At 46.9% G+C, this 26,496-nt stretch carries 20 protein-coding genes and 1 other RNA gene; 4 read left to right on the plus strand and 17 right to left on the minus strand.

Going from position 1 to position 26,496, the window contains the following annotated elements:
* Window positions 1-134 precede the first annotated feature (134 nt).
* Window positions 135-500 carry a DUF2200 domain-containing protein gene (locus DC20_RS17280; RefSeq protein ID WP_083470367.1) on the minus strand — a complete coding sequence of 122 codons (366 nt, stop codon included), beginning with the start codon at window positions 498-500 and terminating at the stop codon, window positions 135-137.
* Window positions 501-601: 101 nt separating this feature from the next.
* Complete coding sequence (locus tag DC20_RS17285) at window positions 602-979, minus strand: SRPBCC family protein (protein WP_071885645.1); 378 nt, start codon at window positions 977-979, stop codon at window positions 602-604.
* Window positions 980-1,113: 134 nt separating this feature from the next.
* On the opposite strand from DC20_RS17285, the gene DC20_RS17290 reads away from it, so the two are divergent.
* Window positions 1,114-2,190, plus strand: a complete 1,077-nt coding sequence (locus tag DC20_RS17290) for a serine hydrolase domain-containing protein (protein WP_062544978.1) — start codon at window positions 1,114-1,116, stop codon at window positions 2,188-2,190.
* A gap of 406 nt (window positions 2,191-2,596) precedes the next feature.
* On the opposite strand, the gene DC20_RS17295 is transcribed toward DC20_RS17290, so the two are convergent.
* The 7 genes from DC20_RS17295 to DC20_RS17325 form a co-directional block, all read right to left on the minus strand.
* On the minus strand, window positions 2,597-3,277 hold the full coding sequence (locus DC20_RS17295; protein WP_062544979.1) for a hypothetical protein: 681 nt from the start codon (window positions 3,275-3,277) through the stop codon (window positions 2,597-2,599).
* Between the two features lie 203 nt (window positions 3,278-3,480).
* Complete coding sequence (locus DC20_RS17300; protein WP_062544980.1) at window positions 3,481-6,423, minus strand: FAD-binding and (Fe-S)-binding domain-containing protein; 2,943 nt, start codon at window positions 6,421-6,423, stop codon at window positions 3,481-3,483.
* 753 nt (window positions 6,424-7,176) lie between these two features.
* Complete coding sequence (locus DC20_RS17305) at window positions 7,177-10,056, minus strand: outer membrane beta-barrel protein (protein ID WP_062544981.1); 2,880 nt, start codon at window positions 10,054-10,056, stop codon at window positions 7,177-7,179.
* A 178-nt stretch (window positions 10,057-10,234) separates the two neighbouring features.
* The gene (locus DC20_RS17310) at window positions 10,235-11,230 is read right to left on the minus strand and encodes an alpha/beta fold hydrolase (RefSeq protein WP_062544982.1); all 996 of its coding nucleotides are present in this window, start codon (window positions 11,228-11,230) and stop codon (window positions 10,235-10,237) included.
* A 135-nt stretch (window positions 11,231-11,365) separates the two neighbouring features.
* Window positions 11,366-12,682: a PQQ-dependent sugar dehydrogenase gene (locus DC20_RS17315; protein ID WP_062544983.1), complete on the minus strand. Its 1,317-nt coding sequence runs from the start codon at window positions 12,680-12,682 to the stop codon at window positions 11,366-11,368.
* Between the two features lie 278 nt (window positions 12,683-12,960).
* Window positions 12,961-13,437, minus strand: a complete 477-nt coding sequence (locus tag DC20_RS17320) for a hypothetical protein (RefSeq protein ID WP_157593213.1) — start codon at window positions 13,435-13,437, stop codon at window positions 12,961-12,963.
* 215 nt (window positions 13,438-13,652) lie between these two features.
* Window positions 13,653-14,540: a phytanoyl-CoA dioxygenase family protein gene (locus DC20_RS17325; RefSeq protein ID WP_083470368.1), complete on the minus strand. Its 888-nt coding sequence runs from the start codon at window positions 14,538-14,540 to the stop codon at window positions 13,653-13,655.
* 394 nt (window positions 14,541-14,934) lie between these two features.
* Here DC20_RS17325 and DC20_RS17330 point away from each other — a divergent pair, with 394 nt between their 5' ends.
* Window positions 14,935-15,204, plus strand: a complete 270-nt coding sequence (locus DC20_RS17330) for a hypothetical protein (RefSeq protein ID WP_062544985.1) — start codon at window positions 14,935-14,937, stop codon at window positions 15,202-15,204.
* A gap of 23 nt (window positions 15,205-15,227) precedes the next feature.
* Here DC20_RS17330 and DC20_RS17335 read toward each other — a convergent pair whose 3' ends face one another.
* The 7 genes from DC20_RS17335 to rnpB form a co-directional block, all read right to left on the minus strand.
* Window positions 15,228-15,560 carry a hypothetical protein gene (locus DC20_RS17335; RefSeq protein ID WP_062544986.1) on the minus strand — a complete coding sequence of 111 codons (333 nt, stop codon included), beginning with the start codon at window positions 15,558-15,560 and terminating at the stop codon, window positions 15,228-15,230.
* Window positions 15,561-16,305: 745 nt separating this feature from the next.
* On the minus strand, window positions 16,306-17,409 hold the full coding sequence (locus DC20_RS17340; protein ID WP_062544987.1) for a chorismate mutase: 1,104 nt from the start codon (window positions 17,407-17,409) through the stop codon (window positions 16,306-16,308).
* Entirely contained in the window at window positions 17,406-18,599 is a 1,194-nt protein-coding gene (locus DC20_RS17345; protein ID WP_062544988.1) for a pyridoxal phosphate-dependent aminotransferase, read from the minus strand. The genes DC20_RS17340 and DC20_RS17345 overlap by 4 nt, the downstream gene beginning before the upstream one ends.
* Window positions 18,596-19,489: a prephenate dehydratase gene (locus DC20_RS17350; protein WP_062544989.1), complete on the minus strand. Its 894-nt coding sequence runs from the start codon at window positions 19,487-19,489 to the stop codon at window positions 18,596-18,598. The genes DC20_RS17345 and DC20_RS17350 overlap by 4 nt, the downstream gene beginning before the upstream one ends.
* Before the next feature lie 334 nt (window positions 19,490-19,823).
* Window positions 19,824-20,459 carry an START domain-containing protein gene (locus tag DC20_RS17355; protein ID WP_083470369.1) on the minus strand — a complete coding sequence of 212 codons (636 nt, stop codon included), beginning with the start codon at window positions 20,457-20,459 and terminating at the stop codon, window positions 19,824-19,826.
* 246 nt (window positions 20,460-20,705) lie between these two features.
* A complete protein-coding gene (locus DC20_RS17360; RefSeq protein WP_062546022.1) occupies window positions 20,706-21,599 on the minus strand; it encodes a bestrophin family protein in 894 nt (297 codons plus the stop codon).
* A gap of 184 nt (window positions 21,600-21,783) precedes the next feature.
* Window positions 21,784-22,173, minus strand: an RNA gene (gene rnpB, locus DC20_RS17365) — RNase P RNA component class A.
* Window positions 22,174-22,550: 377 nt separating this feature from the next.
* Between rnpB and DC20_RS17370 the strand changes: the two genes are divergently transcribed.
* The gene (locus DC20_RS17370; protein ID WP_062544991.1) at window positions 22,551-24,401 is read left to right on the plus strand and encodes a pyruvate kinase; all 1,851 of its coding nucleotides are present in this window, start codon (window positions 22,551-22,553) and stop codon (window positions 24,399-24,401) included.
* A 242-nt stretch (window positions 24,402-24,643) separates the two neighbouring features.
* On the opposite strand, the gene DC20_RS17375 is transcribed toward DC20_RS17370, so the two are convergent.
* Complete coding sequence (locus DC20_RS17375) at window positions 24,644-25,603, minus strand: Smr/MutS family protein (protein WP_062544992.1); 960 nt, start codon at window positions 25,601-25,603, stop codon at window positions 24,644-24,646.
* A 224-nt stretch (window positions 25,604-25,827) separates the two neighbouring features.
* Here DC20_RS17375 and DC20_RS17380 point away from each other — a divergent pair, with 224 nt between their 5' ends.
* Window positions 25,828-26,481: an acetoacetate decarboxylase family protein gene (locus tag DC20_RS17380; RefSeq protein WP_062544993.1), complete on the plus strand. Its 654-nt coding sequence runs from the start codon at window positions 25,828-25,830 to the stop codon at window positions 26,479-26,481.
* Window positions 26,482-26,496 lie beyond the last annotated feature (15 nt).

Here is a 26,496-nt window from a genome sequence, read left to right on the forward strand (position 1 = left end):
CTTGTATTCTAAAAAGAAGGCCTAAAACATAAGTATTAATGGACACTTGTGCCTGGCAAAACACTTGAAATGCAGAAGAATGTTAAACCTGAACAGGTGCTAAGGAAACGTGCAGTACCTCTAAACTTATATTGTTACCCTTTTCGTAGAATCTTCTCCAGCCTTCTTCCTTTCGCTAGTTCGTCTACCAATTTGTCTAAGTACCGAACTTGTCTTGTCAACGGGTTTTCAATTTCTTCAATCTTATAGCCGCAGATGGTGCCGGTGATCAGGTGGGCATTGGGGTTTAGGTGGGCCTCCCGGAAGAAGGTCTCAAAGGTCGCTTTTTCATTGACCAGTTCCTGCAGCTTTTGGTCATCATACCCCGTGAGCCAGGTGATGACCTGGTACAGTTCTTCTTTGGTGCGGCCTTTGCGCTCCACTTTGGTGACGTAGTGCGGGTAGACCGAGGAAAAGGTCATGCTGGCCATTCTGGCGTCGTGCTCGGGCATTGGTTTCATGCTATTTCAATCTTTCCTCTTGTCCTTTTCTATTCACCAGATTTTGGTAGTCCCGCTAGAGTCTTGTGGGGAAGCCTAAGCTCTGCGGTTTATTGGCTATATTAAGAAAAAGAAAGTGAAAACGGAACCTTACAGCACCACCCGCTTTTCAATAGCGAGCAGCTCCTGCCGCTTTCCGCCACTTCTTTGATCACCCGGTTCCGCTCCAAAAGCAGGTGCGTCCTATACTGCTTTAGAAAAAGGTAATCTGCCAGATTGCCTAGCAAACCCAAGGACGAGGTATAGTGGAATACATCCGTCATGCGGGTAGCCTCTCCGGCTATTGCCTCGAACCTATGTTCATGCCGGAAGCTTTTGAAAGCCGCGGTGAGCATTTTATCTGCAAAGAAACAGAGCCGTTCAAATGCCGTAATGTGGCTGCTCAACTTTTGCCGAACACCCTGGTTGCAATATGTGCTTCTTTGATCCTGAAAATTCATAGGTTTCATCACTTTTTTAGGGCATTTCATCACATTTAGTTGTTGCTATTTAAAATCATCCATATTCTTACTTCTACAAACCCTTTACTTAAATAGTAACGGTAATTAATAATCATTAACCAAAATTCAGTATCATGAAAACAATTCTTTTTTGCGGTTTTTTCTTTATTGCTATCAGTTTGAAAGCTCAGGAATTTCAGACCAAAAAAATGGACAGCTTATTTTTTTTGTTAGAAAAATATGACAAAGCGATGGGCAGTTTATCGGTCTATCATAAGGGCGAAAGGATATATCAAAAAGCAATTGGCTACTCCGATGTAGATGAAAAAATTAAAGCAACTGTTAATACGAAATACAGGATTGGTTCCCTTTCCAAAATGTTTACCGCTACTCTTGTAATGCAGTTAATTGAAGAAGGTAAATTATCTTTAGAAACAAAATTGTCTAAGTTTTACCCCGAATTACCGAACTCAGATCAAATAACAATACAGCACCTCCTACAACATACAAGTGGTATTTATGATATAATAAAAACTCAAAATTTCAAAGAGTGGATGGTAGAAAAAAGAAGTAAGGACGAATTGTTGTCCAAAATCAAAGAAAACAGCAGTTTATTCTCTCCAGGGGAAAAAAGAGACTATTCCAATACAAATTATATAATATTAACTTTCATTCTTGAAGATATTGAAAATAAAGATTTCGCTAAAATTCTGGAAAAGCGAATCCTTAAACCACTTAAGTTAAGAAATACTTATTACTGGGAAAAACCAGACCCAAAAAATCTAGAATCAAGTTCCTACGAAAAAAAAGATAGCGTGTGGGAAAAACCTTCACATATTCACTTAAGCATTCCCCGTGGAGCGGGAGGGATCATCTCAACTCCAGAAGATCTGAATAAGTTTATTAACGGCCTTTTTGATGGAAAATTAGTAAATGAAAATTCCCTTGCGATAATGAAGAAACAACCTGGAATTGGAATGTATCCTATTCCTTTCTTAAAGGAAGAAGAAATGATTGGCCACACCGGAGGTATGGATGCGTTTAGATCTCTTCTGGTTTACCTGCCTAAACAAGACATGTCTCTTGCATTTTCCTTTAACGGGGTTGGCTATTCTTCCAAAGAATTATTGGAGGGAATCTTAAAGATTGTATCAAATAAGGAATATGATTTTCCACAATTTGATTCTGTAAATTCGGGGGAGAACAGGTGATGCCTGAACTTGCTTTCTTTGACTGTAGGATTTAAAAAAAACAGACCAAAAACAGAAAACTAGGGCGTTCAACTTTTTTATCCGCCTGCTTTTTGCTCTAATTATGGAAAAAAGGCCGAAAACGAACATAGAATAGTAGGGTTGCAAGCATTTTGCCTCCCTATTTGCTCAAACGTAATGTCAATTTCACTTCTGTGACTTCTACTTTATCTGCTCGTCAAAATCAGACGGCACCTGCTTTCTTTTCTAAGCTTATTTAAATATTTCTGCTGGTTTTCTTCTGCGGCTTTTGCAACACCAGCTGAATTTTCTTTTACTTCTGCTACTCTTGCTGATATTTTTTTCTGCCGTGCCAGCTGGTAAAAAGTTATTCCACTTACGCACAACGTACTTGGCTATGGTGTGTTTATGCACTATAGACTTTGTTAGGCTTTCGTTTTTTTTTGATTAAAAGCACGATTTTGGTAATTACTAATACACCGAAAATAAACCACAAAATTGGGTATAGTAAAATAATAAAGTCATAATGATGCCTTCCTTCTAATCTAAAACTTTCTACCTTTTTTAACTTGACTGTTGCGCTTAAAGGTTTTTGATTCCTTCCTTTTAAATAATAATCAATTTCAAAATCTTCAGATGCAGCTTGGGTGTATTTAAACCAGTTAGAAACTTCTATTCGCTGATTAGGACAAATTGTGATTTTATGTGATTTTAGGAGACTTTCAGGAACAATCATACCATAAGAGTCAAACTCAAGTTGCTGCATATCCGCTATCTTAGTTCCTGTATTACTTAGCTTTATTCTTTTCCCATTTACAAGTTCAACTATTTGTACGGATAAGCTATCAATAGTGAAGCAATCGTTAGCAACAACCAAATAAGTGTGACTTCCTACTATCTGACTATCTGCATTTATGAAGTGTTCAGATTCAAACGATAGATTATCTGAGAGTTTAATCCAATTGTCTTCTGCTGCTCCTTTCTGCTTAATGGTTGTTTCCCAAATACCCCTTGAGTTCATTAGATAAAAAATACCTAATGACGTAATGAGAAGTAAAATTAAAATTTTATCCTTAAGGATTTTCATAAATTATAAATGCAGCCTAACTACTGTATATAAGGAGTTGCTCCGGTTATTTGAACTTTATCTATACCAAACTATCCTGTTTACAGACGTAATTTTTTAATAAATGGAATTGGATTAACGAATATAATATATATGAATAAGCTAATAAATAAAGTTCTTATTTAGGTCTGCTTTGTTTAAAACAGACCAAAATAAGAAAACTCCTACCTCAACGCCTCATACAACACCTCAATTGGGTGTTGCGCGTCTCGGCCGGTACCATCGTGGATTTGGTGGCGACAGCTAGTGCCGGGGGCGGCGATGATGACATCGGCGGGTTGTTGGCGGACGGTAGGGAAGAGCACCAGTTCGCCTACTTTCATGGAGACCTCATAATGCTCGGCTTCATACCCGAAGGAGCCAGCCATACCGCAGCAACCCGATGGAATGACTTCTACCTTGTAATTGGCAGGTAAGCTCAGCATCTGCTGGGTGTACAGCACGCTGGAAAGCGCCTTCTGGTGGCAGTGGCCGTGCAGTTTAATCAGGCGGGCCTCGTTTTTGAAGAGATCCTTCTCAATGTTCTTGTTCAGGATTTCACGCGCAATAAACTCATCAAATTGCAGGCAGTGAATAGAAAGCTTTTTGGCGTCTTCCAGTTGGTCTTCTTCTACCAAATCAAGATACTCATCACGGAAGGAGAGAATACAGCTGGGTTCAATGCCTATGAGTGGAGTTTCAGAAGAGATTAGTTTGTGCAACATAGCCACGTTCTTCTGGGCCAGTTTCTTGGCTTCGCGCACCAGACCCTTAGACAGGTAGGTGCGGCCGCTTTCTTCGTGCTCCGGTAGCACCACTTCATAGCCCAGTTTTTCCAGCAGCAGCACCGCTTTAATACCAATAGGCGTGTCATTGTAGTTGGTGAACTCGTCGCAGAACAGGTACACCTTCTTTTTAAAGACCTTGCACTCTTTCAGTTTCTCTTTCTGGTGCTTTTTAAACCAGCTGCGCAGCGTGGTTTTGTGCAGCAACGGCAAGGTGCGCTCCGGCGCGAAACCTACCGCTTTCTTGAAGGCTTTGGCCGTAAAATCGTTTTTGAAGAGCAGGTTGTAGGCACCCGGCAGGAGTGCCGCCAGTTTGTTCGCGTTGTTGAAATTACTGATGAGGCGCGTACGGAACGGAATGCCGTTGGCATCATAGTAATGTTGCAGGAACTCGGCTTTCAGCTTGGCTACGTCTACGTTAGAAGGGCACTCAGACTTGCAGCCTTTGCAGGAAAGGCACAGATCCATGGCATCCTTGATTTCGTGATGGTCAAAGCGGTTGGCTTTAGGCGAGCGGGTCAGGAACTCGCGCATCACGTTGGCCCGTCCGCGGGTGGTGTCTTTCTCATTGCGGGTCACCATGTAGCTAGGGCACATGGTACCGCCGGTGAGGTGCGTTTTACGGCAGTCGCCGGAGCCATTGCAAAGCTCAGCGGCTCTGAGCACGCCACCTGCCTGGCTGAACTTGAACACCGTGTCAAACTCCGGGGTCTCCTGTCCGGGCTCATAGCGCAGGAAGGTGTTCATAGACGGTGTGTTCACAATCTTGCCCGGGTTGAAGATGTTGGCCGGGTCCCACACGCGCTTCACTTCTTCCAGCAGTTTGTAGTTTTCCTCGCCAATCATGAACGGGATAAACTCGCCGCGCAGACGACCATCGCCGTGCTCGCCGCTCAGAGAGCCGCGGTATTTCTTCACCAGGTGGGCAATCTCGGTGGCAATGTCCCGGAACAGCTTATTGCCTTCCTCGGTCTTCAGGTCAATGATAGGCCGCAGGTGCAGCTCACCGGTACCGGCGTGGGCATAGTGCACGCAGTACAAGCCGTATTGCTCCAGCGTGAGGTTAAACTCCCAGATGAACTCTGGCAAATCTGCTACATCAACTGCGGTATCTTCAATCACCGCCACTGGTTTAGCATCTCCTGGTATGTTAGACAACAACCCGAGGCCCGCTTTTCTAAGGGTCCAGACTTTCTTGGTGTCAGAACCCAGTACCAGCGGATAGTGGTAGCCCAGTTTATTTTCTTCTAAGTCTTTAATTAGCGCATTGGCTCTTTCCTGAATGGCGGCCTGGGTATGGTCGGTGAATTCCACCACCAGAATAGCACCCGGGTCGCCCTGCACGAAGAAGCGGTTCTGGCTTTGCTCAATGTTGGTTTTGGTACACTCCAGTACGTAGTGGTCCATGAGCTCACTTGCGCTTGGGTTATGGTGCAGCGCCACCAGGTTCGCCCTGAGGGATTCATCTACGGTCTCACAGTGAATACACAGCAAGCCAATTTCCTTTGGCGGAAGTGGGTCTGCGTGTAGTTTTATCTCGGTGAGGAACGCCAGCGTACCCTCAGAACCGGCAATCAGTTTACAGAAGTTGAACGGCTCTTTGCCGGGGGTAAACGGCTCGGTTTCGAGCAGCAGGTCAATGGCATATCCGGTGTTCCGGCGCTGCACGCTGGGCTTCGGAAACTCCGCCCGTATGTTCTCCTGCGTTTGCCCGTGGCTCAGCATGGCCTTGGTGGCCTGGTAAATGCGCGTCTCTAAATCACCAGAGTTATTCTCGCCGCGGCATTTGGCCTCAAACTCTTCCAGCGTCAATGCGCTGAATTCCGCCTCAGTACCATCGCTCAGAAGGGCTTTCACGCTGAGCAGGTGTTCGCGCGCACTGCCGTACACAATGGAATTGGAACCGCAGGAATTGTTTCCCACCATACCGCCAATCATGGCGCGGTTAGCGGTAGACGTCTCCGGCCCGAAGTACAGGCCATGCTGCCGCAGGAACATGTTCAGCTCATCTCTAATCACGCCCGGCTCCACGCGCACCCAGCCTTCTTCAGGGTTTACCTCCAGAATCTTGGTGAACGTTCTGGACACGTCTACCACAATGCCAGCCCCCACTACCTGGCCCGCCAAAGACGTACCTGCCGTTCGTGGAATGAGGGAGGTGCCCTCCAGTTTCGCGAATAAGATCAGCGTTTTAAGATCCTGAATGGAGGCAGGAAACGCCACCGCCAAAGGTTTCTCTCGGTACGCCGAGGCATCGGTGGCATACAGGGTTAGGTAGGTATTATCGTAATGAAGTTCTCCTTCTAATTTATGGGCGAGGTGTAGTAATTTCTCTGGTCTCATGTACTTGCATCGGTTTCAGAATGCTGAAGCTCGCCGGAAGGCGGTACAAAGTTAGATTCTGGGCACCGGATTATTTAACTAACAGGTTCTTTTGTAGTAAAAGCAACTCTTTCATAGGTCAAACAGACCCACAGAGCAGATATTGCCCTTCTGCATACAGGTTTCCCTAATGTAAGGCAGCACGGGGGAAACTCAAAAGAAGAATGTGCGCGCTTTACAATTTCTGAGGTAGATAGAGGTTCTTCTTTCGGCGTGTTTTCTGGAAAACACCTCTGAAAGTATATGGAATAAGCGGGTGTAAAGGTTAGATCAACTTAAGGAATAGTGTATTTTTTGATTGGGGGGGTAGTAGAGGATGTTTGGAGTCAAAGTATAAAAGTAATACCGCAGTAATACCGCATATTTCAGAGATTCTCCCCTTGAGGGGAGATAAAGAGGGGTGTTTACACAGGAGAGTTACTTCTGCTAAAGAGCTTTTTCTTAGTGTGCTCTTGTTCAAGAATACCAAGGTATGCAAGATCAGCAGAAGTAAACACCCCTCTACAGAGCTGCGCTCGCTGCCTCAAACTCTCATTTGGGCAATCCTCAAGGGGAGAATTTTCCTTTTTATATAATATTAAACCCTATTCAGAGGTTTGCATCTCAATTTTGCTTTTCGAAAGTAAAATAGCGTTAAAAAGAAAACCGTCCCAGTCCCGTTTTTAGAAAACAGGCCCAGAACGGCTTTCTGCAAATTGGGGGATATACTAAAAATTAAAAACCTCTTCCGCCACCTGGGTACCCACCGCCCGGACGATTCATGTCATTGTTAGGGCGAGCACCGCTACCACCAAACATCCGTAAGTTGTAGTTGAAGCTCAGCATGAAGTAGCGCTGTAATACGGTAGTTTGCACATCTTCAATGTACGCGTTGGTGATGTTACGCTGGATGCTGGTGTTCTCGCCCAGAATGTCAAAGGCTGACAACCGGATCTCGGCCTGACGGTCCTTCAGGAATTTGTACCCGATGCTGCCGTTCCAAAGCAGGAAGGTGGGGTCAATGCCTTCAGACAAACCGCCGGTGAACTGGTGGTTTACATCTGAGGTAATGGTTAATCCTTTCCAGAGAATCCAGTTTAGTCTGAATTGGCTGCTCTGGTTGTAGTACTCATTGTTCTGGGTAGGACGTTGCGTGTACTTGGCTCGGTTAAACGACCCGTTGGTGGAAACCAGGAAGTCTAAGTTCTCGCTGATGTTTGAGCTCAAAACAATACCGCCACCCACGTTGGCGGTGGTAGTGGTATTCTCCGCAAAGTCAAGCAGACCCGGGGTGTTGTTGTAAGTGGCAAAGCCGTTCAGGTTCACGTTTGATTTAATGAATGGCAACGGAAGGCCGTAGTTCGCGAAAGAGCGCAGCGTGTACTGGCCTTGCAAGTTCACCGGGCGGTTCAACTGCTGATTCCCTATCAACTGATTCTCTTCCGGCAAAAGGCTGTTGCTTCTGAAGGTAAGAGTTTGTCTGCCTATAAAGTCCTGCGCCGCAGATCCGCCCAGCACGAAGAAGAAGGAAGAGGACCGGCCTGGATTAGCAGCTGAGTACCGTATGTTGAAGTTGTGGTTAAAGCTTTGCTCCAACCCTGGGTTTCCCTGGTTCCAGATAAGGGAGTTCGATTTGTCAATGGCATTTTGCAACTGGTCTACGCCAGGTGTTTGGTTACGGCCATTGTAGAAGATCCGGATGTTACGGTCCTGGTTGAAATTGTAACGGATCATGGCAAAAGGCAGCACGTTGTGGTAGTTGTACTCCGGATTGATGGGGGTAGGATACAGCTGATCGGTCTGCATGTTCAGGAACTGATAGCGCGCATTCAGCATCACCTGGAAATCAGGAGTATTGTAGCGCCAGCCGGTTCCAAAAGACTGAGTCATGGTTTGGTTCTCTACCGTACTGGACTGACCCGCCAGCAGGTTGTCATAGCTACTGGTAGCTTCGTCCCGCTCAAAGGTACGGCGGTCGCCGTCTGAATCTGAGTAGGAAGTAGAGTAGGAAAGCTGTAACTGAGTTTTAGGCGTCAGGGGTTCGGTGTAATTCAGGTTGGCCCCCACGTTCATGCCTTTGTTGTCCAGAATGGAGATCTGGTCTTGCGCCTCGCTAGCTTCCATGGCGCCTTCAGAGGCCCGGTTTGTGGTCAAAGAAGTTAGTTTGCTATCTCCTTCGTTCTGGTTGTAGCCGGTGTTCACGTCTAAGCTGATGGTGCGGCCACGTTTTGGGAATCTGTGTTGGAAGAGAATGTTGTTATTGAAGTTCAGTCCGATAAGATCTGACTCAAACAAGTTGCTAAGGGTAGTGAACGGGTACCCGGATATAGTGTTTCCTTCATCGAAACTGCTGCCGTTATTGGTCTGGAAACTCAGGCGGGGACGGATGATGATGGAATTGGCAGAGTCAATGGTATAGGTCACGCGCAAATTCATGCGGTGGTTCTGGTTGGTAGTCAACGCGTTACCGTTTTGACGGTACAGGTTTTCCTGGGTTTCTTCCACCCCGTACTGCCTGAACAAAGAGTAGTTGGAGTTGGTGTTGGAGTGGTTGAAGAAGTAACTGCCTTGTACATCTACTTTTTTACCCCACTTGTCTAAGTAGTTCAACCCGATGGCATTGGTGCGGGCAATTCCGTTGTTGGTGTTCACCAAAAAGTCACTGGTACCGTTTCCGCCGCCCCAGTTGCCTCCGCCACCGCCACGTGGTCCACCACCGCCTCCGCCGCCACGGTTTCCGCCCCTTGCGGAGGCACTGGCTACTCCCACTAAATCTTCTGAAGAGAAGTTCTGCTCATTCACATTATTGCTTAAGCCTACAATGGAGATTCTACGATCCCCCTCAAACTGATTGATGTTTCCGCTGATACGGAAACGGTTGTCTGTTCCGGCGCCGGCACTAATGCGACCGAAACGACCGGTTCTGAACTCAGGTTTGGTCACAATGTTGATGGTTTTCTGTTCGTTTCCGTCATTGAAGCCGGTAAACTGAGACTGGTCGCTCTGGCGGTCAAACACCTGAATCTTCGAGATCACCTCAGCCGGTAAGTTTTTCAACACCGCGCTGGGGTCTTCCCCAAAAAACTCTTTTCCGTCTACCAACACCCGCTGTACCTGCTGTCCCTGGGCTTGTATCTGGCCGTTCTGGATGGTGATGCCCGGCATTTTCTGAATCAGGTTCTCTGCGTTTGCGTCTTTGTTAACCTTAAAAGCCGCCGAATTCATTTCAGCGGTATCTGCTTTCTGGATCACGGTGGCGGCGCGGCCAACCACTTCCACTTCTTTCAGTTGCGTGGCTCCTTGTCCTAAGGTAAGGGTACCTACGTTGATGGGAGCACCTGTGGCGGTGATGGACCGGTATAGATCTCTGAATCCCAGGTATGTGATTTTTAAAACAAAGCGCCCGTTCTGGATTCCGGCAATGGCAAACCTGCCTTCCACATCTGTGGAGGCACCTTTGTACACCGATGAATCCTGCGCATTTAGAAGGGCCACGGTGGCACCAATGAGGGGAGAACCTGCGCCCACTGCCTGCCCGGTAATAGAAGTAGACTGACTATACCCTAAAAAAGAGATAGTAAGAAGTAAGAAAAAGAGTAAAGATGTTTTTTTCATCGCCTAATGGTTTCGGTTTAGACCAAGCCCGACCCCATAGGTTTAATGCTCACATAAAAAAATCTGTTTAGAGCCTTCTTTTGAAGAGTAAGGCTCTAAACAGATACAGTGAAAGTGGAAGCTTTTACCTGTGCTTAAATGGAAGAAAGTTCCGGTAAGTAGGTTTTGCATTCATCTACTACGCTTTCAAAAAGGCAAGCAGTGGTTGAATGAAACGGTTGTAAGCTTCAATGTGTGGCAGGTGCCCTACGTTGTCCAGTTCTATTAATTTGGCATTTGGTATTTTCCTGGCGGTTTCTTTCCCAAGGGTAGGGTAGTTGCCCAGTTTCTCCCTGATTGCAGCCGGGGCATTGGCTTTGCCCAAGGCGGTGCGGTCTCGCTGCCCAATAACCAGAAGGGTAGGCATTTTGAGTTGGTCAAACTCGTACACCACCGGTTGGGTGAAGATCATGTCATAGGTGAGGGCAGCGTTCCAGGCAATTTTAGGGTAGTCAGGTCCTATGGTCCAGCCCGCTAACAGGTTTACCCACTGGTCGTACTCGGGTTTCCATTGGCCGCCGTAGTAGTTTTCCAGCTGGTATTTCTTGATGCCTTCCTGCGTCTGCTTCAGTTCACCGGCATACCATTTCTCTATCGACTGGTAAGGCACCCAACGTTTCCAGTCCTCTAAACCAATTGGGTTTTCTAAGATTAATTTTTCGGTCACCTCGGGGTACATCAAAGCAAAACGCGTGGCCAGCATGCCGCCCATGGAGTGGCCCAGCACTGAGGCTTTTTTAACTCCTAAGGTGTCTAATAAACTTTTGGTATTCTGGGCCAGCATCTGAAACGAGTACTGGATGTTCTGCGGCTTGGACGATTTCCCGAACCCGATCTGGTCTGGCATGATTACGCGGTACCCGTTTTTGGCAAGGTCATTGGCCGTTTGCTGCCAATAAGATCCGTTGAAGTTTTTGCCGTGCAGCAGTACCACCGTTTTGCCGTTGGGTTTCTGCGGCTTCAGGTCCATGTACGCCATCCTGAACGCCTGCTGCTGTACCTTCACGGGGTGAAACGCCACTGGGAAAGGGTAGGTGTAATTGGTTAATTCAGCGTCTAAAGGTTTTAGCTGGGCTTGGGATGCTAGGGCGTTGAACAGAAAAAGTAAGAGGAGGGGAATTTTAAAAAGTCTCATTGTAAAAAGTAAAAAAGCTATAAGGTTCTAAACGCAGCCTGCATTTAGAACCTGTTTTACGGAAAGAGGTACCAAAACGAAACAGGTAAGGGCTTCTTTTAGGTATCTTTTGTGAAACCGAGCAGGCAATGGAGGCTACTTAGCGGCCACCCGCCAGAGCGTTCCGCTGGCGTCATCGGCTACTAACAGGGAGCCATCCTGGAGCACAGCTACGCCCACGGGCCGTCCATGGACCTTCTTCTTGTCTTCCTCTGATATGAAGCCTGTCAGGAAATCCTCTGGTGGACCAATGGGTTTCCCGGCCTGAAAAGGAACAAACACTACTTTGTACCCCGACAACTCTGACCGGTTCCAGGAGCCGTGTTGCCCTATGAAGGCCCCACCCCGGTATTTGGCCGGGAAAGCAGACTTGTTATAGAAAGCTAGCCCTAAAGACGCGGTGTGGGCACCTAAGGGTACTTCCGGTACCAGGGTTTGTTTTACCAGATCTGGGCGCTGACCTTTCATTCTGGGGTCTTCGTTCGGACCGAAATAAGCGTAGGGCCAACCGTAGAATCCGCCCTCTTTCACGCTGGTAAGGTAATCGGGCACCAGTTCATCGCCTAGTTCATCGCGCTCGTTTACGGCTGTCCAGAGCACGTTGCTTCCCGGTGCCCAGCCCATGCCTACCGGGTTACGGAGGCCACTGGCGAAAACCCGCCCCCCAGACCCGTCGGGGTTTATTTCCAGGATGTTGGCGCGTCTCACTTCGTTTTCCATTCCATTTTCGCCATTGTTGCTGCCAGAACCCACCGAGATGTAGATTTTGGAGCCGTCTGCGTTGGCGATGAGGTTACGGGTCCAGTGGTTGTTATAGCCGCCGGCCGGTAATTCCAATATCTTTTCGCCCCGACCAGTGATTTGGTTCTGGCCCTGGTTGTAAGGGTAGCGCCACAGACCGTCGGTGTTGGCTACATAAAAATAATCGTTTAGCACCAGCATCCCGAAGGGTTGTTTCAGCCCCCGCAAAAACACGTGTTGCTGTTCTGGCTCGCCATCCTGGTTTTCGTCTCTGAGCAGGATGATCCGGTTGGGGCTACGGCCTATGTTCTGGGACTTGGCCTGGCCTGATTTTATGGCTTCTTTACGCTCTTTGCCTTTCTTCTCTGAAGTGGCTTCGGCCACAAACACATCTCCGTTTGGACCCACATAAATCCAGCGGGGATTCTGCAGGTTATCAGCAAACTTGTTTACCCTGAAAGCAGAAGGAGCCGTAGGGGTTTTGCCGCGCCACCCTATAACCTCGCTGTAGTTCTTCACCGATTCTGTGGCATAGGGCTGCGGAAGTTTCAGCTGGTTAATGGTTCCTGTAGTGGAGGAGGAGGTAGCGCCTTCTTTCTTTCCATCTGTATTACAGGCAGAAATTAAAGCACAGAGCAGAAGGCAGGAAGCAGGTAACCGTAGTTTATTCATGGGAGCGGGGCGGGTGTATCCGTATAAAGTCTATGTATATACGCTGATAGCAGAAGAAGTTAAGGACTACCACTTGTCAGGTGGTGTGCAAAGATGGGCTTTGAGGCCGTTTTGGCAAAATCAACTTCTAAAGGAACGCTGCCAACCCCGGTTTTAGTAAGTGAACCGAAGATTGTAATTGAGCTGTCGCTCGCCTGTCTTTGAGTAACCAACCGTGTAAAATCAAATGGCCAGTAGTTCTGCTACTGGCCATTTGATTTTGATTAGGTATGTAAATTCTAGAACTTCAGGTTCAACCCAAGTCCGTTGCCGGTGAAGCCGAGTTTGAAATCAACGGGGTTCATGCTGGTTTGGGTAAGCCCGTTGTTGTAGATTCTGATTGCGTTTTGGGTGTGTTTTGTAAAAGAGGAGGAAAAAGGAAGGGAAAGTGCCAAAACACCGGCCCCAATGCCCGCCAGGCTCCAGTTTGGTTTGCCGCCACCTATGGCGGTACCCAGCGGATAGCCCACCAGGAACCCGCCGGCATACCCAAGGGCAGACACAAAGCCCGCTTTGCTTTTGGCGATCTTCATTTCTTTGTACGCCTCTGGGTTGGACTTGGTCAGTTCCATTAGTTGGTTAAGGTTCAGGTTTTCCCCGTTTTGCCGGAACACTGGGGAGAAGCCTTTTTTCACTTCAATGGTGTCTGTTGGGCTTTGGGCAAACAGCTTAAAGCAACTCACAAGCATGAGACAGATGAGTAAGGTTTTTTTCATAAATAGAAAGGGTTTGTAGGGTTGGTATATAGCCCCTATTTACAAAAGAAAAACGAAAACTCCGCCAACCTACTCCTCAGAAAAAGAGCAAATTGACGGAGCTGATGGGGTTAACTTTATTTGGGGTAAAAGAAATGTTATTTAAAACAAACCGATTCTTACTACCTGAGGCTTATACAAATTGTCCAACCTAGGACTACAAGAGAAACTTAGGATTAGGCTTCTCCCATCATAAGGCCTTCAATGGTGTGGGCCTGCACAATGGGCTCTAAGGTATCTACCAATCTAAAGGTCAGGTGTTGCTTGACGCTTTCGGGCAATTTTTCAAAAAAGGCGCGGGTAACTTGCAGGTCATGCCGCTCATGGTTAATGCCACCCGGAGCATCTACACCCAACACCAGGGCTGGCCGTGACTTATCTGAATGATTGGCTGTACCACGGTGAATGGTAAGCGCCGACCTAGCCGATATGTCTCCCATCTGCGGCATCTTTCGTTGGGCTCTTTCTTCATACCTTGGGTAGAAAGACTTAGGTGGGAACATGCCATGTTCAAATTCCACGGGCAAATCCCACTGGGTACTAGGGGCAATCTCAAAAGGGCCCATGTCTTCAAACACATCTACAGTGGTTAAGTTAAAGGCCAGGGAGTTGAGCCGGCGACCGATAATGGTGTCATCAGGAGCCGGGAAATCACGGTGCCAGGGCTGGTTCATGGCCCCAGGGTTAGGCACGTCAAAACCAATTTCCACTATCTTGTATTCGGGTCCTAGCACCGCTTCACACACGGTGGTTACCCAAGGGTGCGTGACCAGGTCAACAAAGCCTCTTATGTTTTCGGGGTGAATCTCAACATAGTGCCGTTTGGGGCCGCGGCCTACCGCTCCGCCCGGGCGTTGCAAGGCGGCTTCATACAATATCAGGATGTCTTCATGTAACTGTTGCACCCATTCCCGGCTGAAAGCACCCTTGTGGCCTATGATTCCTTCCCCATAAATGCCACCCATGATTTGGGCGAGGTCATAAGAAGAGGCAGTACTGGCCTTGGGATTTACCTGCAGGGTGGCACTGTTTTTGTCTTGATTTTCTTGCCAGCTATTTTCCATGTTTCCTTCCGCAACGGTCCTTCAAATATAAGTAAACAAAGTGAGTACTGCTTTTTGAAACGACAGGGGGAGGGTTTTGTTACGGAGGAATACTGGCAAGAAGCTGGTTCCAGGCAGGTATTTAAGATGTTTGGATTTAAGAAAGGAAGATTTTTTGGGTAGAAGTACGAATTTGTATTAATTGAAGTAGTCTATTCAATATTATCCAGTATCTTTCCTGCTTCAACTGAACTGATAAAGGAAGAAAGCTACTGCGTATGGTTTAGGGAAGAATCAGGTATAAAGTGGGATAGGAGTAAATACTATACTTTTTGTGATAAGTACTCCATTTATAATAGGGTAGGTAATCTGTGTAATATTTTGTCGTATATGAGGGCTGAGAATATAATTTACGATGGAGAGAAAAGATGAAATTTTATCCACTCTTCTTGGTAAAGTGGGGGGTAACAAAGAACCAGAGGATCATCCTACACCGTGCAATGTAGTTGCGGACCTCACGCATTTGCCTTTAGATTACGTTATTTCACTTAGCCAGGAACTTGCCGAAGAGGGATTCATTGCTATCAGCACTTTGCATGATCCACCACTTCTTTATCTAACCTTGCCCGGGGTGGCGCGGGCACGCCGGCACTACAATTTAGGTCAGGATAAACTATCTGCTTAAGCTTATCTTTATTTTTCTTCTTTTCAGTTTTTCTTTAAGTCAGTTTCCTTAAGGAAATAGATAAGAATTGATTTGGTAAAGCTGAGGCCTTCTTCCACATCACCGTATTCTACCTGCTTTTTCGCGAACTCCAATTTCATAAGGCAATAATTGATGACGTGGCAATAGTCATCCTCGGGGTACCCTTGCTGCAGGCTGCGCAGAAGGTCCAAAGCTTCGCGCAGATTGTCTACCAAGGGTAGGGTGATGCGATGCTTTTCCTCGGGAAGCCCTTCCAGCTCCTCCAGGTTCTTTATGATCTGGCGTAAAGCCTGTGAAATAATATCCTTTTCTTTCATGACATCCGTTTTAGGCATGTTTTCCGAAATAAAGTCTAGCAACTTCCAAATAAGTTAGCCAGCACTCTTACACGTAGTCCATCTCCTTTTCACCGGGCAACCATTTGCCGCGGTATTCATCAGTCCAGCTAAATCGCATTAAAATGGTGACCAAGTATACGCCAATGCTTCACTAGGAATTGTGAAGAGAACAAGGTGTTGATTGGATATTTCTTACTCTGTTCCTTGATTCTATTCTATTTTTTTAATAGTGCAGGGAGTTTGTGTGAATATTTATAAAAAAATATAAAACCATTCAAAAGGCTTCCAATAGAAGCCACCTTTTTTCCCAGATTTGATTGTTTTCAACTATTGATGTATCTCTTGTAAGTGACTTGAATTTTTTGGCAAAGGGGGAAGAAATGAGGTGCTATCAGGAAATGGAAAATCAAGCCTATGTGAATACTTTCTCTAAGGTATCTGGCAGTACGCTAAAGCATTTTAACAGGTACATCTAAACCACTTCTAACAGGTTCTACCAAAAGGTAAGTTGAAGATAGTTCTAAATACAGGGTTTGTGCGTGTTACCGGTTTAGCTTTTTGCATATTTTCCAAATAGAAGCCTAAAACAAGATAGGTTTGAAAACACAAAACCCCGGCTATCATAGCCGGGGTTTTAGAGTTGAACTGAAGAAAATTTGGTAAAAACTTTATGTAAGTTGATTATACCCTTTGTGCAAGATTTATCTTACTAGATGATCTTCTTCCTCCTGTAAATTCTTACTTAAATATTCACTTTAGCAGTATCTGCAGCCGCCTGTACGTGTAGAGAATTCTGGTGAATTTCCTGGAAGATGGCTTTTACAAATACTTCTTCCAGACCTTCGCGGGCGGCGGCTTTGAGGCGTTGCTCCATTACCTGTTCCCAGCGACCGGTCTGCAGCAGGTTCATTTTATTTTCTTTCTTTAAAATACCAATCTGCTTGGCTACTGAAGAACGACGGGCCAGTACGTTGATCAACTCATTGTCCAGGTAGTCAATCAGGTTACGGAGCTCGCTAAGTTCTTCTTCGTTTTGCGTAGCTGTAGCAGAAACACGTTCAACAACAAGAGATGCCAATAGTTGAGCCAATCCTTCAGGAGTTACCTGCTGTGCCGCATCGCTAAGCGCTACGTCAGGGTTGCAGTGGGTTTCAATCATGAGGCCGTCTACCTGCAGGTTTAACGCCTCCTGGCTTATTTGCTGCAGCAAAGAGCGTTTTCCGGCAATGTGGCTTGGATCACAGATCAACGGAATCTCAGGCAGAAGTTTCTTGAACTCATAAGCCATGTTCCATTTTGGGTGGTTTCTGTACGGACGAGAATCGAAGGCAGAGAAGCCACGGTGAATGGCTGCCAAGTCAGTGATGCCAGCACGGTTTAAACGCTCCAGAGCACCCAACCAAAGCTGCAGGTCTGGGTTTACCGGGTTCTTCACTAATACGGGTACATCTACGCCTTCCAGCGCATCAGCAATTTCCTGTACTGAGAAAGGGTTTACCGTGGTGCGAGCACCAACCCAAAGAATATCTACGCCTTGTTTAAGGGCATCGTTCACGTGTTCAGCAGTGGCTACTTCGCAGGCAGTTAGAAGCCCAGTTTCCTCTTTTACCGTTTTCAGCCATTTCAAGCCCACTTTGCCTATTCCTTCAAATGCACCAGGACGGGTACGAGGCTTCCAGATACCAGCCCGGAAGATGGTTACTTCAGGTACTGCTTGCAAGCCGCGGGCGGTAGCCAACATTTGTTCTTCGCTTTCGGCGCTGCAAGGGCCGGCAATGATTAACGGTTGCCCGTCTGCCCGTTTGAAAACTGTTTTAGGAGACAGGTCTAAATGCTTCGTACTCATAAAGAAATTTCGGTTTTGGCCGAGGTTAAATGTTTTGAAATTCTGTTTGTAGCTTCTTCAATCTTGGTTTCTGGCATACAGAGGGATACTCTTAGATAGCGCTCTCCTTGCGTCCCGAATATTTTACCTGGGGTAAGAAAGACCCCGGCTTCGTATAGTATTTGGTCTAAAAATGCTTCTACGTCTGTAACGGACTCCGGTACCCGGGCCCAGACAAACATACCCACCGCGTTTTTTTGATAGGAACACCCCAGAAGGTCTAACAGTTCATATACCTTCTGTCTGCGTTGGGCATATACCTGATTTCGGGCGTCGTGCCAGGCATCTGAATTAGAAAGTGCCTGAATGGCCGCATGCTGCACCGGCTGGAACATGCCTGAGTCCAGGTTGCTTTTCACCCGTAGCACGCACTGCAAATAATCCTGGCGGCCTAACACCATGCCCACGCGCCAGCCTGCCATGTTATGTGACTTGCTTAAGGAGTTGAACTCAAGGCAACATTCTTTAGCGTCTGGTAAGGAAAGTAAACTCAGTGGCTTTTCATGGGGCAGAACCAGGCTGTACGGGTTATCATTTGCCAGCAGGAATTTGTGCTTCAAAGCTAAATGTACCAGTTTTTGCAGCGCCCCTGCCGTGGCCTCAGCACCCGTGGGCATGTGCGGGTAATTCACCCACATCAGCTTTACGTCTCCTGCGCTTAACAGCTGCTCTAGTTCTTGGGCATCTGGCAACCAGCCGTTCGCTTCTTTCAAGGTGTAGAATACCGGCTCAGCACCTACCAATTTGGCCGCCGCCGAGTAAGCGGGGTAACCTGGGTTGGGCACCAGTACTTTATCCCCGGGGTTCAGGAAGGCCATAGACACATGGAAGATGCCTTCCTTGGAACCCATTAACGGAAGTATTTCCTGGTCTGGGTCTAGCGTCACATTGTACGTTTGGTTGTACCAACGGGCAATGGCTTGCCGCAATGGGGCAATAGAGTTATAAGGTTGGTACCCGTGTACTCCAGAACTCATGCTGGTTTTCACCAGGGCATTGATGGTTTCCTCAGAAGGGTCCATGTCTGGGTCGCCAATGCCCAGATTGATAATGTTGCGCCCTTGCGCATTGAGAGCACGTACTTCAGCCAGTTTGCGGGAGAAGTAGTACTCCTGCACCTGCTGTAATCTATTGGCGCTAGGAATGATCATGCTAATTCTGATTGGGCTGTTAAAATAGAAGACAGGCAGCCTGCCAAACGATCCTGCGGAAGCGGCGCCTCGGCTTTAGGGTAGAGGCCCAGGATGGTGTGGGTAGGAGCAACCGTTTCCAGAGCGGCCAGCGCCCGGGTAATACAAGCAGCTTGCTCGCCTTCCAGTTCCAACACCCATTCTTCGGGTTGGCCCGGGTTAGGGGAAGGAAGTGGCTGTAACATGGTTAGATCCAGAGCACAGTCATCCAGTTTTTCCAGCAAGGTGTCCAACGAGAACTTTACCACTGGGTAAGGAAGGAGCAACGTAGCCTTGTTGGCCTTTTTAGCCGGAACTTCCCGGGAAAGCACCACAAACCTGGTGTAGTTCTCTACATCATTGGCTACGTTTTGGTGCAACACTTCCAACCCGTACAACTCAGCGGCTTTGCGGCTGGCAATAGCTGCCACCCCTTCAATCTGCTCAGCCTTGATCAAGCGGGCAGTATCAGCGGTGTCAGAAGTTTCTTTGGTGGTAACGCTGGTCAGGCCATCCAAATAATCGCAGCACTGAAGCAGAGCAATAGGGTGGGACCATACTTGTTTAATGTCTTCCAGTTTCTGGCCCGGTAATGCCATCAGAGTCTGATCCAGCAACAACCACCGCTCTGCGGTGATGGAAAAGCCGAACTGGTCCATGAGCCGGTAGTTGGGCAACAACGGGCCGGCTAATGAGTTCTGCACCGCCATCACCGCAGAATCTGCCAACCCAGACTCCAGGGTCTGACATAGCTCAATGAAAGACGCGCAGGGTAGCGTGCTGATGGTGGCAGATGGGAACAGCTCTTTAGCGGCTGTTTCATGGAAGGAGGCGGGGCCTCCCTGGATGGCAATTTTTAAGGCTCTGTTCATAACGAAAAAAGCCCCGCTTTAGGCGGGGCTCTGAGGTTTTTCTTATTGTTTCTTAACGCAAAGTCTTACCTGTTGAGCCCCGGCTGAGGTCCAAAAAAGTAAAAACCATAAAAGTAAGAGTTGCGCTGAATCATTTTCTTATCTTTAAGATGCTCAAACATACTAGGCGAGCTTTTGACTTCCAAACCTTTTAGAATAAATATTTTAAAAAATTTATTAAAACACTTGTTAGTTTGAGGAAAACTAATTTATTACAAACACTTGTTTGAGAAATTGAAACAACAATTGTTTATGAAGTATTGCCATAAAAGGATCAAAAACAACGCTATTTTGGTTATATGTTCTTTTGATCTTTAGCCCGTTGGGCTAAAACCTTCCGCAGGTTCTGAAAGGTTTTGGTAGGTCCCGTAGCTACAGTGGCATTCACTAACCACGCCGGAACAGAGCCGCCTGGGTTCACCTTAAAGGTATAGTCAATTTTGATGTTCCCTTTGGGAAGAGCAGTGATTTCCCAAACTGCTAAGGAGGAGGGTATCCTGACAAGGTCTTTCTTTTGGGGTATGTAATCTTTTATACTCTTTACCTCAACCCGGGCTTGGTTGTTTTTTGTAGCGGGTGTAAAATTTGCCTCTACTACCATATCCCGGTCGGTGAGAGGCCAAGGCATGTCGGCTTCTGTATAATAAATGAGGCTGTTCTCGCTTTTACGTTTCAGGAGCTGGGTTTTCTTGTTCAGGTACACCCAATTAGAATGATGCTCTACATCTTTCAGCAAATTGACCAGGTTGTTGGCCGTACCTGGTAACTCACACACCACTCGTATCTCTTTTAAGGGATTGTCTTTTACTTGCCGGGTGTACACTTCAATGCCATCTTCCTTTTTCTGAAGTTCCCATTTACTCTGGCTGTAGCCTACAGAACAAAGGAACAGTAGCCCCACCAATCCACCCATTGCTTTGTTTCTCCTCATGTGTTTTGTCTTCTTTATCTTTAGGCTCTTCAATTGTATTCGCAGGTGATATTCCAAATATTACCACAGTCAGCGGTCACTTATTTCTATTAACGAGATCACTTTGTATTCTGCGTTAACCCTTACCTATAATTTTAAAAGCCTCTTATAACTGCGTTATTATAGATTTATTATTTCTTTTTGTCGGCAGTATAGGTCTTGCCTTAGGTTGTTTTCAATAGCGTACACGTTTCTTGTTTGTTTTTCTTAAAGGATATAAAAACCATTTGGCTGAACAGGCTCTGGAATATCAGGCTCATTTAACAACTGTTTTATATTGATTTCTATTGTTCTGGCAATAGCTGTGACCGAGGTATCACTAGGCCGATTACGGAAAGGATCTTGTAAATGGTACGCAGTTTTTTCAAGTAAAAGAAAGACCGAAGAAAGAACTATTAACAAGGGTAGTTCAAAAATGAGGGGTATCTCCCGTAAAGAGATAGAAAGGGTAATTACAAAAAGGTAAATAGCAAAGTGCAGAAATAAACGGTACGTTTTTGGGAAAACAGTGCCATTGATTCTTTCTGCTTTTCCCATAGAATCAACCATTCTTACCAAGGTAGAATCAAGCTGAATGTGTTTGAAAGTATCTATTTCATTCGTCTGATACAGATTCTTAATCGTCAAGGCATTTAGTTGTGCTATGGCTAAGGGTTTGTTCTTATGATCTGTAATGTAGAGCAAGTCCTTTTCCTTCAAGTATTCATCTAAACCTTCTAGTGGATTTAAACCTCTTAGCGTTCTGCCTAAGGAATAACACCAGGCAATTTGCCGATAACCCATCAACTTGATAACCGGATTAGACGCGTCTTGCAAGAAAGATTGTAGCTGAATGACAAAGCTTCTGGAGTCGTTTACAATAGCTCCCCAAACTTTTCTTGCTTCCCACCATCGGTCGTACGACTGGCTTATTTTAAAAGATAAAAGCACCGTAATAGCAGTACCCAAAAAGGCCGGAATATTACCGGGCATTTCCGGTATATTCTCTATAAAGGCAGAGGATAAAAAGTGAGCACAAATACCAATAAAAATGATGATGACCAGATCCTTTTTTATTTTGTTGAAAATATAAGAAGCAGGTATCCTTTTCTCTAAAAGCATAATCTTACCAATATAGGATGAAGCTCTGTTTTGAAGAACTACCCCAAAGCACACCATACTTTGGAAAGTTTTCTAAATTCCTGAATATACGGGTGAAGCAAAACAAGGGGTTTCTCAAATCCTGTTGCTGTAGCGCAAACTGGGGAGTAAACCTGAGGAAGGAATATAAGGAGAGGGAAAATAAAAAATCAGCAAGCCTGTAAGCCGGGTTTTGTCCTCTGCCAAATGGCAAATGGCTTATCATTTATCTAGACCCATCCTCACGGAGGGGCTCCATCAACCTACCCGCTGACATCGGACGAGCAGCCCTTAGCCTCTCCCAAAGGAAAGGCGCTGTCAGCCTATTTGGTCTTTCAACTCCTGAGGTTTACCCAGCCGGACTAGTTGCCTAGCCGCTGGTGCGCTCTTACCGCACCTTTTCACCCTTACCGGCAAAACCGGCGGTACTTTTCTGTGGCACTGGCTGTCACCTGGCTGTCGCCCGCCAGGTGCCTTCCCGTTAGGAAGCAGGATGCTCTGCGTTGCCCGGACTTTCCTCCCCGCCCGAAGACGCAGCGATAAGCCAGCTTGCTGATTTTTTACAAAGATACGCCTTTCTCACAGATACTGGCGTCTATCCCTTGCCGTGATTTCTGATCCTTTATAGAAAACAGGGCTTAATAAGCTTTTTTCAATTTAAGACACTCAACCACCAAAAGTCAGATTCACCTGTTTTTAAATGAAATCTCTATCCTAGACTTCGCCTTATGATTCTTTATTGGTGCTTTAGTTTCATTTTCATTAAAACACCCTGAAAGCTTCTTTTTAGATTGTTCTTTTTCAGGTGTTTGTCTTTGAACATTTGTTTTTTGTATATGGCTTTCTCTTATATTTATCTGCATTTGAGAACACAGGTGTCAGGTGGTCAGTAGATAAGGGCAAGGCCGCAAAGGGTAGATAAAACTCACTTCTATGGAAAACATAACCGAAGATTCCTTAGTGAACCTGTTGAATCAGGTAGAAGTGCTTTTGCAAGGGGCAGATACCTTGGAGAAAGCGTATGCTTCGCAGATAAACACTGTGCATCCAGCCTTCAGGGAAAGCAGCAAAAACCTGATGCATTACCTGGCCCTCCGGAAACATGACAACCGAGACCTCCAGTTACAGTTATCCAGCCTGGGGCTTTCTTCCCTAGGGCGTGCCGAAAGCCACGTGTTGACCACGTTGCTGGCGGTCCGGAACCAACTGCGGTTACTTTTGGGGCATATTACCAAAACGCCTCAGGAAATTGTAGCGGTTCCTTCTGCGGTTTCGCCCCTTCAGTCTCAGATTACCGCCTTATTAGGAAAGGCTACGCCGGAAAGGAAAGGACGCATCATGATTACTTTTTCCTCAGACATCGCTGAGGATTATGGCATGGTGCGAGATCTGATTGAAGGCGGAATGAACTGCGCGCGTATTAACTGCGCCCATGATGATAAAACGGTTTGGGAGAAAATGGTGCGGCACATCAAGAAAGCCGAAAAGGAAGTAGGCCGCGACTGCAGTATTTTATTTGACTTAATGGGCCCTAAATTGAGAACGGGCCCCCTAAAACCAGGTCCCAAAGTAGTGGCCATTCACCCTAAAATAGATGAGGTAGGAGAGATCCTTTCGCCCGCCAAAGTATGGCTCACGTGTAAGGGCGGTTCGGCCCCAAGCCGGGTAGACCTAACGTTAAAGGTATCGGCTGAATGGTTGTCGCATGCAACAGTAGGTAGTGCCATCACCTTCAAGGACACCCGCCGCAGAAGAAGGACCTTCACCGTTGTACAGAAAAAGAGCAGCGGCATCTTAGTACAACTGCCTAAGTCGGCTTACCTCAGTACCGGCACCCAGCTCCAGTTAGAAACCTCCACGGGGGAGAAATGCACTGAAACTATTGGTGATCTGCCCGCCATGGTGATACCCCTAAACTTGAAGGTAGGGCAGGATCTTTTACTGCATAGGGAGCCCATTCCTGGGGAGCCCGCCCGATATGACAAAGAGGGCAACCAGGTAGAACCCGCTCATATCTCCTGCACGCTGCCCGAAGTGTTTACGCGGGTGAAGGTAGGGGAACCCATCTTGTTTGACGACGGCGAGATTGAAGGTGTAATTGAAGAAGTGTCTCCGGATGTACTGCGGGTAAAGATCACCGCTGCAGATGAGGCCGGAAGCAAATTACGCCCGGACAAAGGCATCAACTTACCTGAAAGCGACCTGCAACTACACAGACTCACTGAGAAAGATCGCGAAGATCTGGCCAGTGTGGTGAAGCACGCTGATGTCATTAACCTGTCTTTTGTAAGTCACCCAGAGATGGTGGAGGAACTGCAGCAGGCCTTGGTAGACCACAAGGCAGAGCACATTGGCATCATGCTTAAAATTGAAACCAAGGCCGCTTTCAGCAATCTGCCCCACCTGCTGCTCACCCTCATGCTGAAACACCCGGCCGGGATCATGATCGCCCGCGGAGACCTGGCTGTAGAGTTAGGGTGGAGACGCTTAGCCGAAGTGCAGGAAGAGATTCTCTGGATTACCGAGGCCGCCCACTTACCCGTGGTTTGGGCTACCCAGGTGCTGGAAAAACTAACCAAAAAGGGCCGACCATCCCGCGCTGAAATCACGGATGCCGCCATGGCCCAACGCGCTGATTGCGTCATGCTCAACAAAGGTCCTCACATCTTAAAATCCATTTCCCTGCTAGATGACATCATGAAACGCATGCAGGAACACCAATACAAGAAAACGTCTCTGCTCCGGATGCTGCACGTTTCAGAATTGGATGGGCAGTTAAATTAGTGAGTGAGTGAGTGAGTGAGTGAGTTGCGCTTTTAAGCTGATATAAATAAGGCTTTTTCTCCACAAAAGGCTTTTTCTCCACTTTGTCCTCCTGAATGGAACCTATGGGCGAACTAGAACTGCCTTTACTCTTTGCTTATTTAGCCACTAAATACAAGAAGCGATTAGAAGCCGTTTCTACAAAACAGCCTCTAATCGCTTCTCCTAAAATAACATGCCCTTCGCAGGCAGTATACCGAATCTTACTTCAAAGAAACCTTCGTAGCCCCGTACCCGAACTTCTCTTTGCGGGCATCTTCGTAGAACTTGATGTGTGGGTTCCGGCTGAGCACCTTCTGGATTTCCTTCTTCAGAACGCCGTTCCCGGTGCCATGGATGAAGATGATTTCATGCATGTTGGTGGCAATGGCTCGGTCCAGGTTGTCCTGGAAAACACGTAATTGGTGGCGCAGAATCTCTGAATTGCTCATCAGTTTTGGGTCTTCATTAGGCAAGAGCACCTCAATGTGCAGGTCCACCTCATGATTTGGGACCGCCACTTTGTTTGCCTCTGTCTGGGCTCCTGATTCGGTAAGTTGCTCCTGTATTTTGTCCGGGTCCACCATCAGTGGTTTTGAATCCAATTGGAAGACGTAGCCTTCCTTCTGCAGGACCGGTGCCGTTTTCTTGCTCTTGTAGAAAGAGGAAGCCTTGAACTTGAGCTTGCGGATAACCGGCTCCAGGAGCATATTGGCGCCGGTTTTATGCTGCAGGTATTGAACTACCAGATCAGGCCATTTCTCGAAGTCGTTCAGGTGCAGGTGGGTGACAGGTTTGGTTTTCTTCGGGGGAAGTTTATCGTTGTTCTGGGCACGGTATACTTTCTCTGTTTCTTCGCCATACGTGAACAGCAGGTCAAATTCAGAGTTGTTCACGATGTGGACGGCCAGCAATTCAGGGGTTTGGTGCACCAAGGCTACGTAAATGCCCGCCACCGCCGTGGAAGGCACCACCGGAGCTTCCTTTTTCTTCACGGGTTCTGGAGCTGGCGCATTCCGGAACATTTCCGCTTCCTCCGGGGCAATGACCACCACCTCGCGGCGCATCACCGGAATGGTGAAATCATTGTCAATGGCCACTTCCACCAGGTTGTTGTCCAGGAAGCGGGTAATTACGCCTTGTTCTTTGCCGTGCATCAGCCGCACGCGGTCGCCTATGTTCATATTCGTTTTAATCTGGTATTGGGAAAACAGGCTATAAAGAGAAGCCTTAGGGCAAAGATACGCAAAAGGAACAGGAGGGGAGGAAAGAGTTCTTTACGGTTGCTTTCCTGGTTTTTCTCTGCTGAACGACAGGACCCAGAAGGGATTGGGATCTAGGTTTTGCTCTCTCAGGCAACCGTGGCAGGTAGGAACCGTTCAAAAAGGTGAACCAGAAAAATAAATTTATGCAAGAACCTTGGATCATTGCCCCAGCCCCGTGGAGTTTGACTGGTGATGGCATCATCTGGCTTTATACCTTTCCAAAGTCCTTTAATGAGCAATACGGGTTTCTGGCTGATTTTCAGAAAACGACCTACAAAGCAGGCATAGGGGCCGTACTCCTCATGAACTACCATACTTCAGACGTAGGTCCTTACCAGGAGTTGTTGTTTATGCCGGCCTTGTTCAAGATAAAAGGGAAACTGTGCTTTTCAGTTTCTAAAATATATGTCTCTACTGATGCCAGTGCCTGGAACGGGCGGGTGAACTGGGGTATTCCCAAAGAACTAGCCGATTTCAAGATGAACAGGTTGCCAAACGGACTGTTAACCGCTGAAGTACAGCAGGACGACCAAACTTTTTTCTCCACCCAGCTAATTCCTGTAGGTCCTCAACTTCCCATCAACTCCGTTGTGGTTCCGGGTACCAGGATTGTGCAGCAGCATGAAAACAAGTTTCTGTTCACCAAGCCTGAGGTTCAGGGACAAGGCCAATTGGCGCTGAACAAAAACATTTGGGCAGATGAACGCTTCTTCCCCCCAGTCCACAACCTGACGCATTTTGCGGCAATCTCCTTGAATAATTTCAAAATGGCTTTTCCGGTGGCGGAAGCTTTGTAAATAGAAAGCGTTCTA

The organism is Rufibacter tibetensis (assembly GCF_001310085.1).
Taxonomy (GTDB): Bacteria; Bacteroidota; Bacteroidia; order Cytophagales; family Hymenobacteraceae; genus Nibribacter; species Nibribacter tibetensis.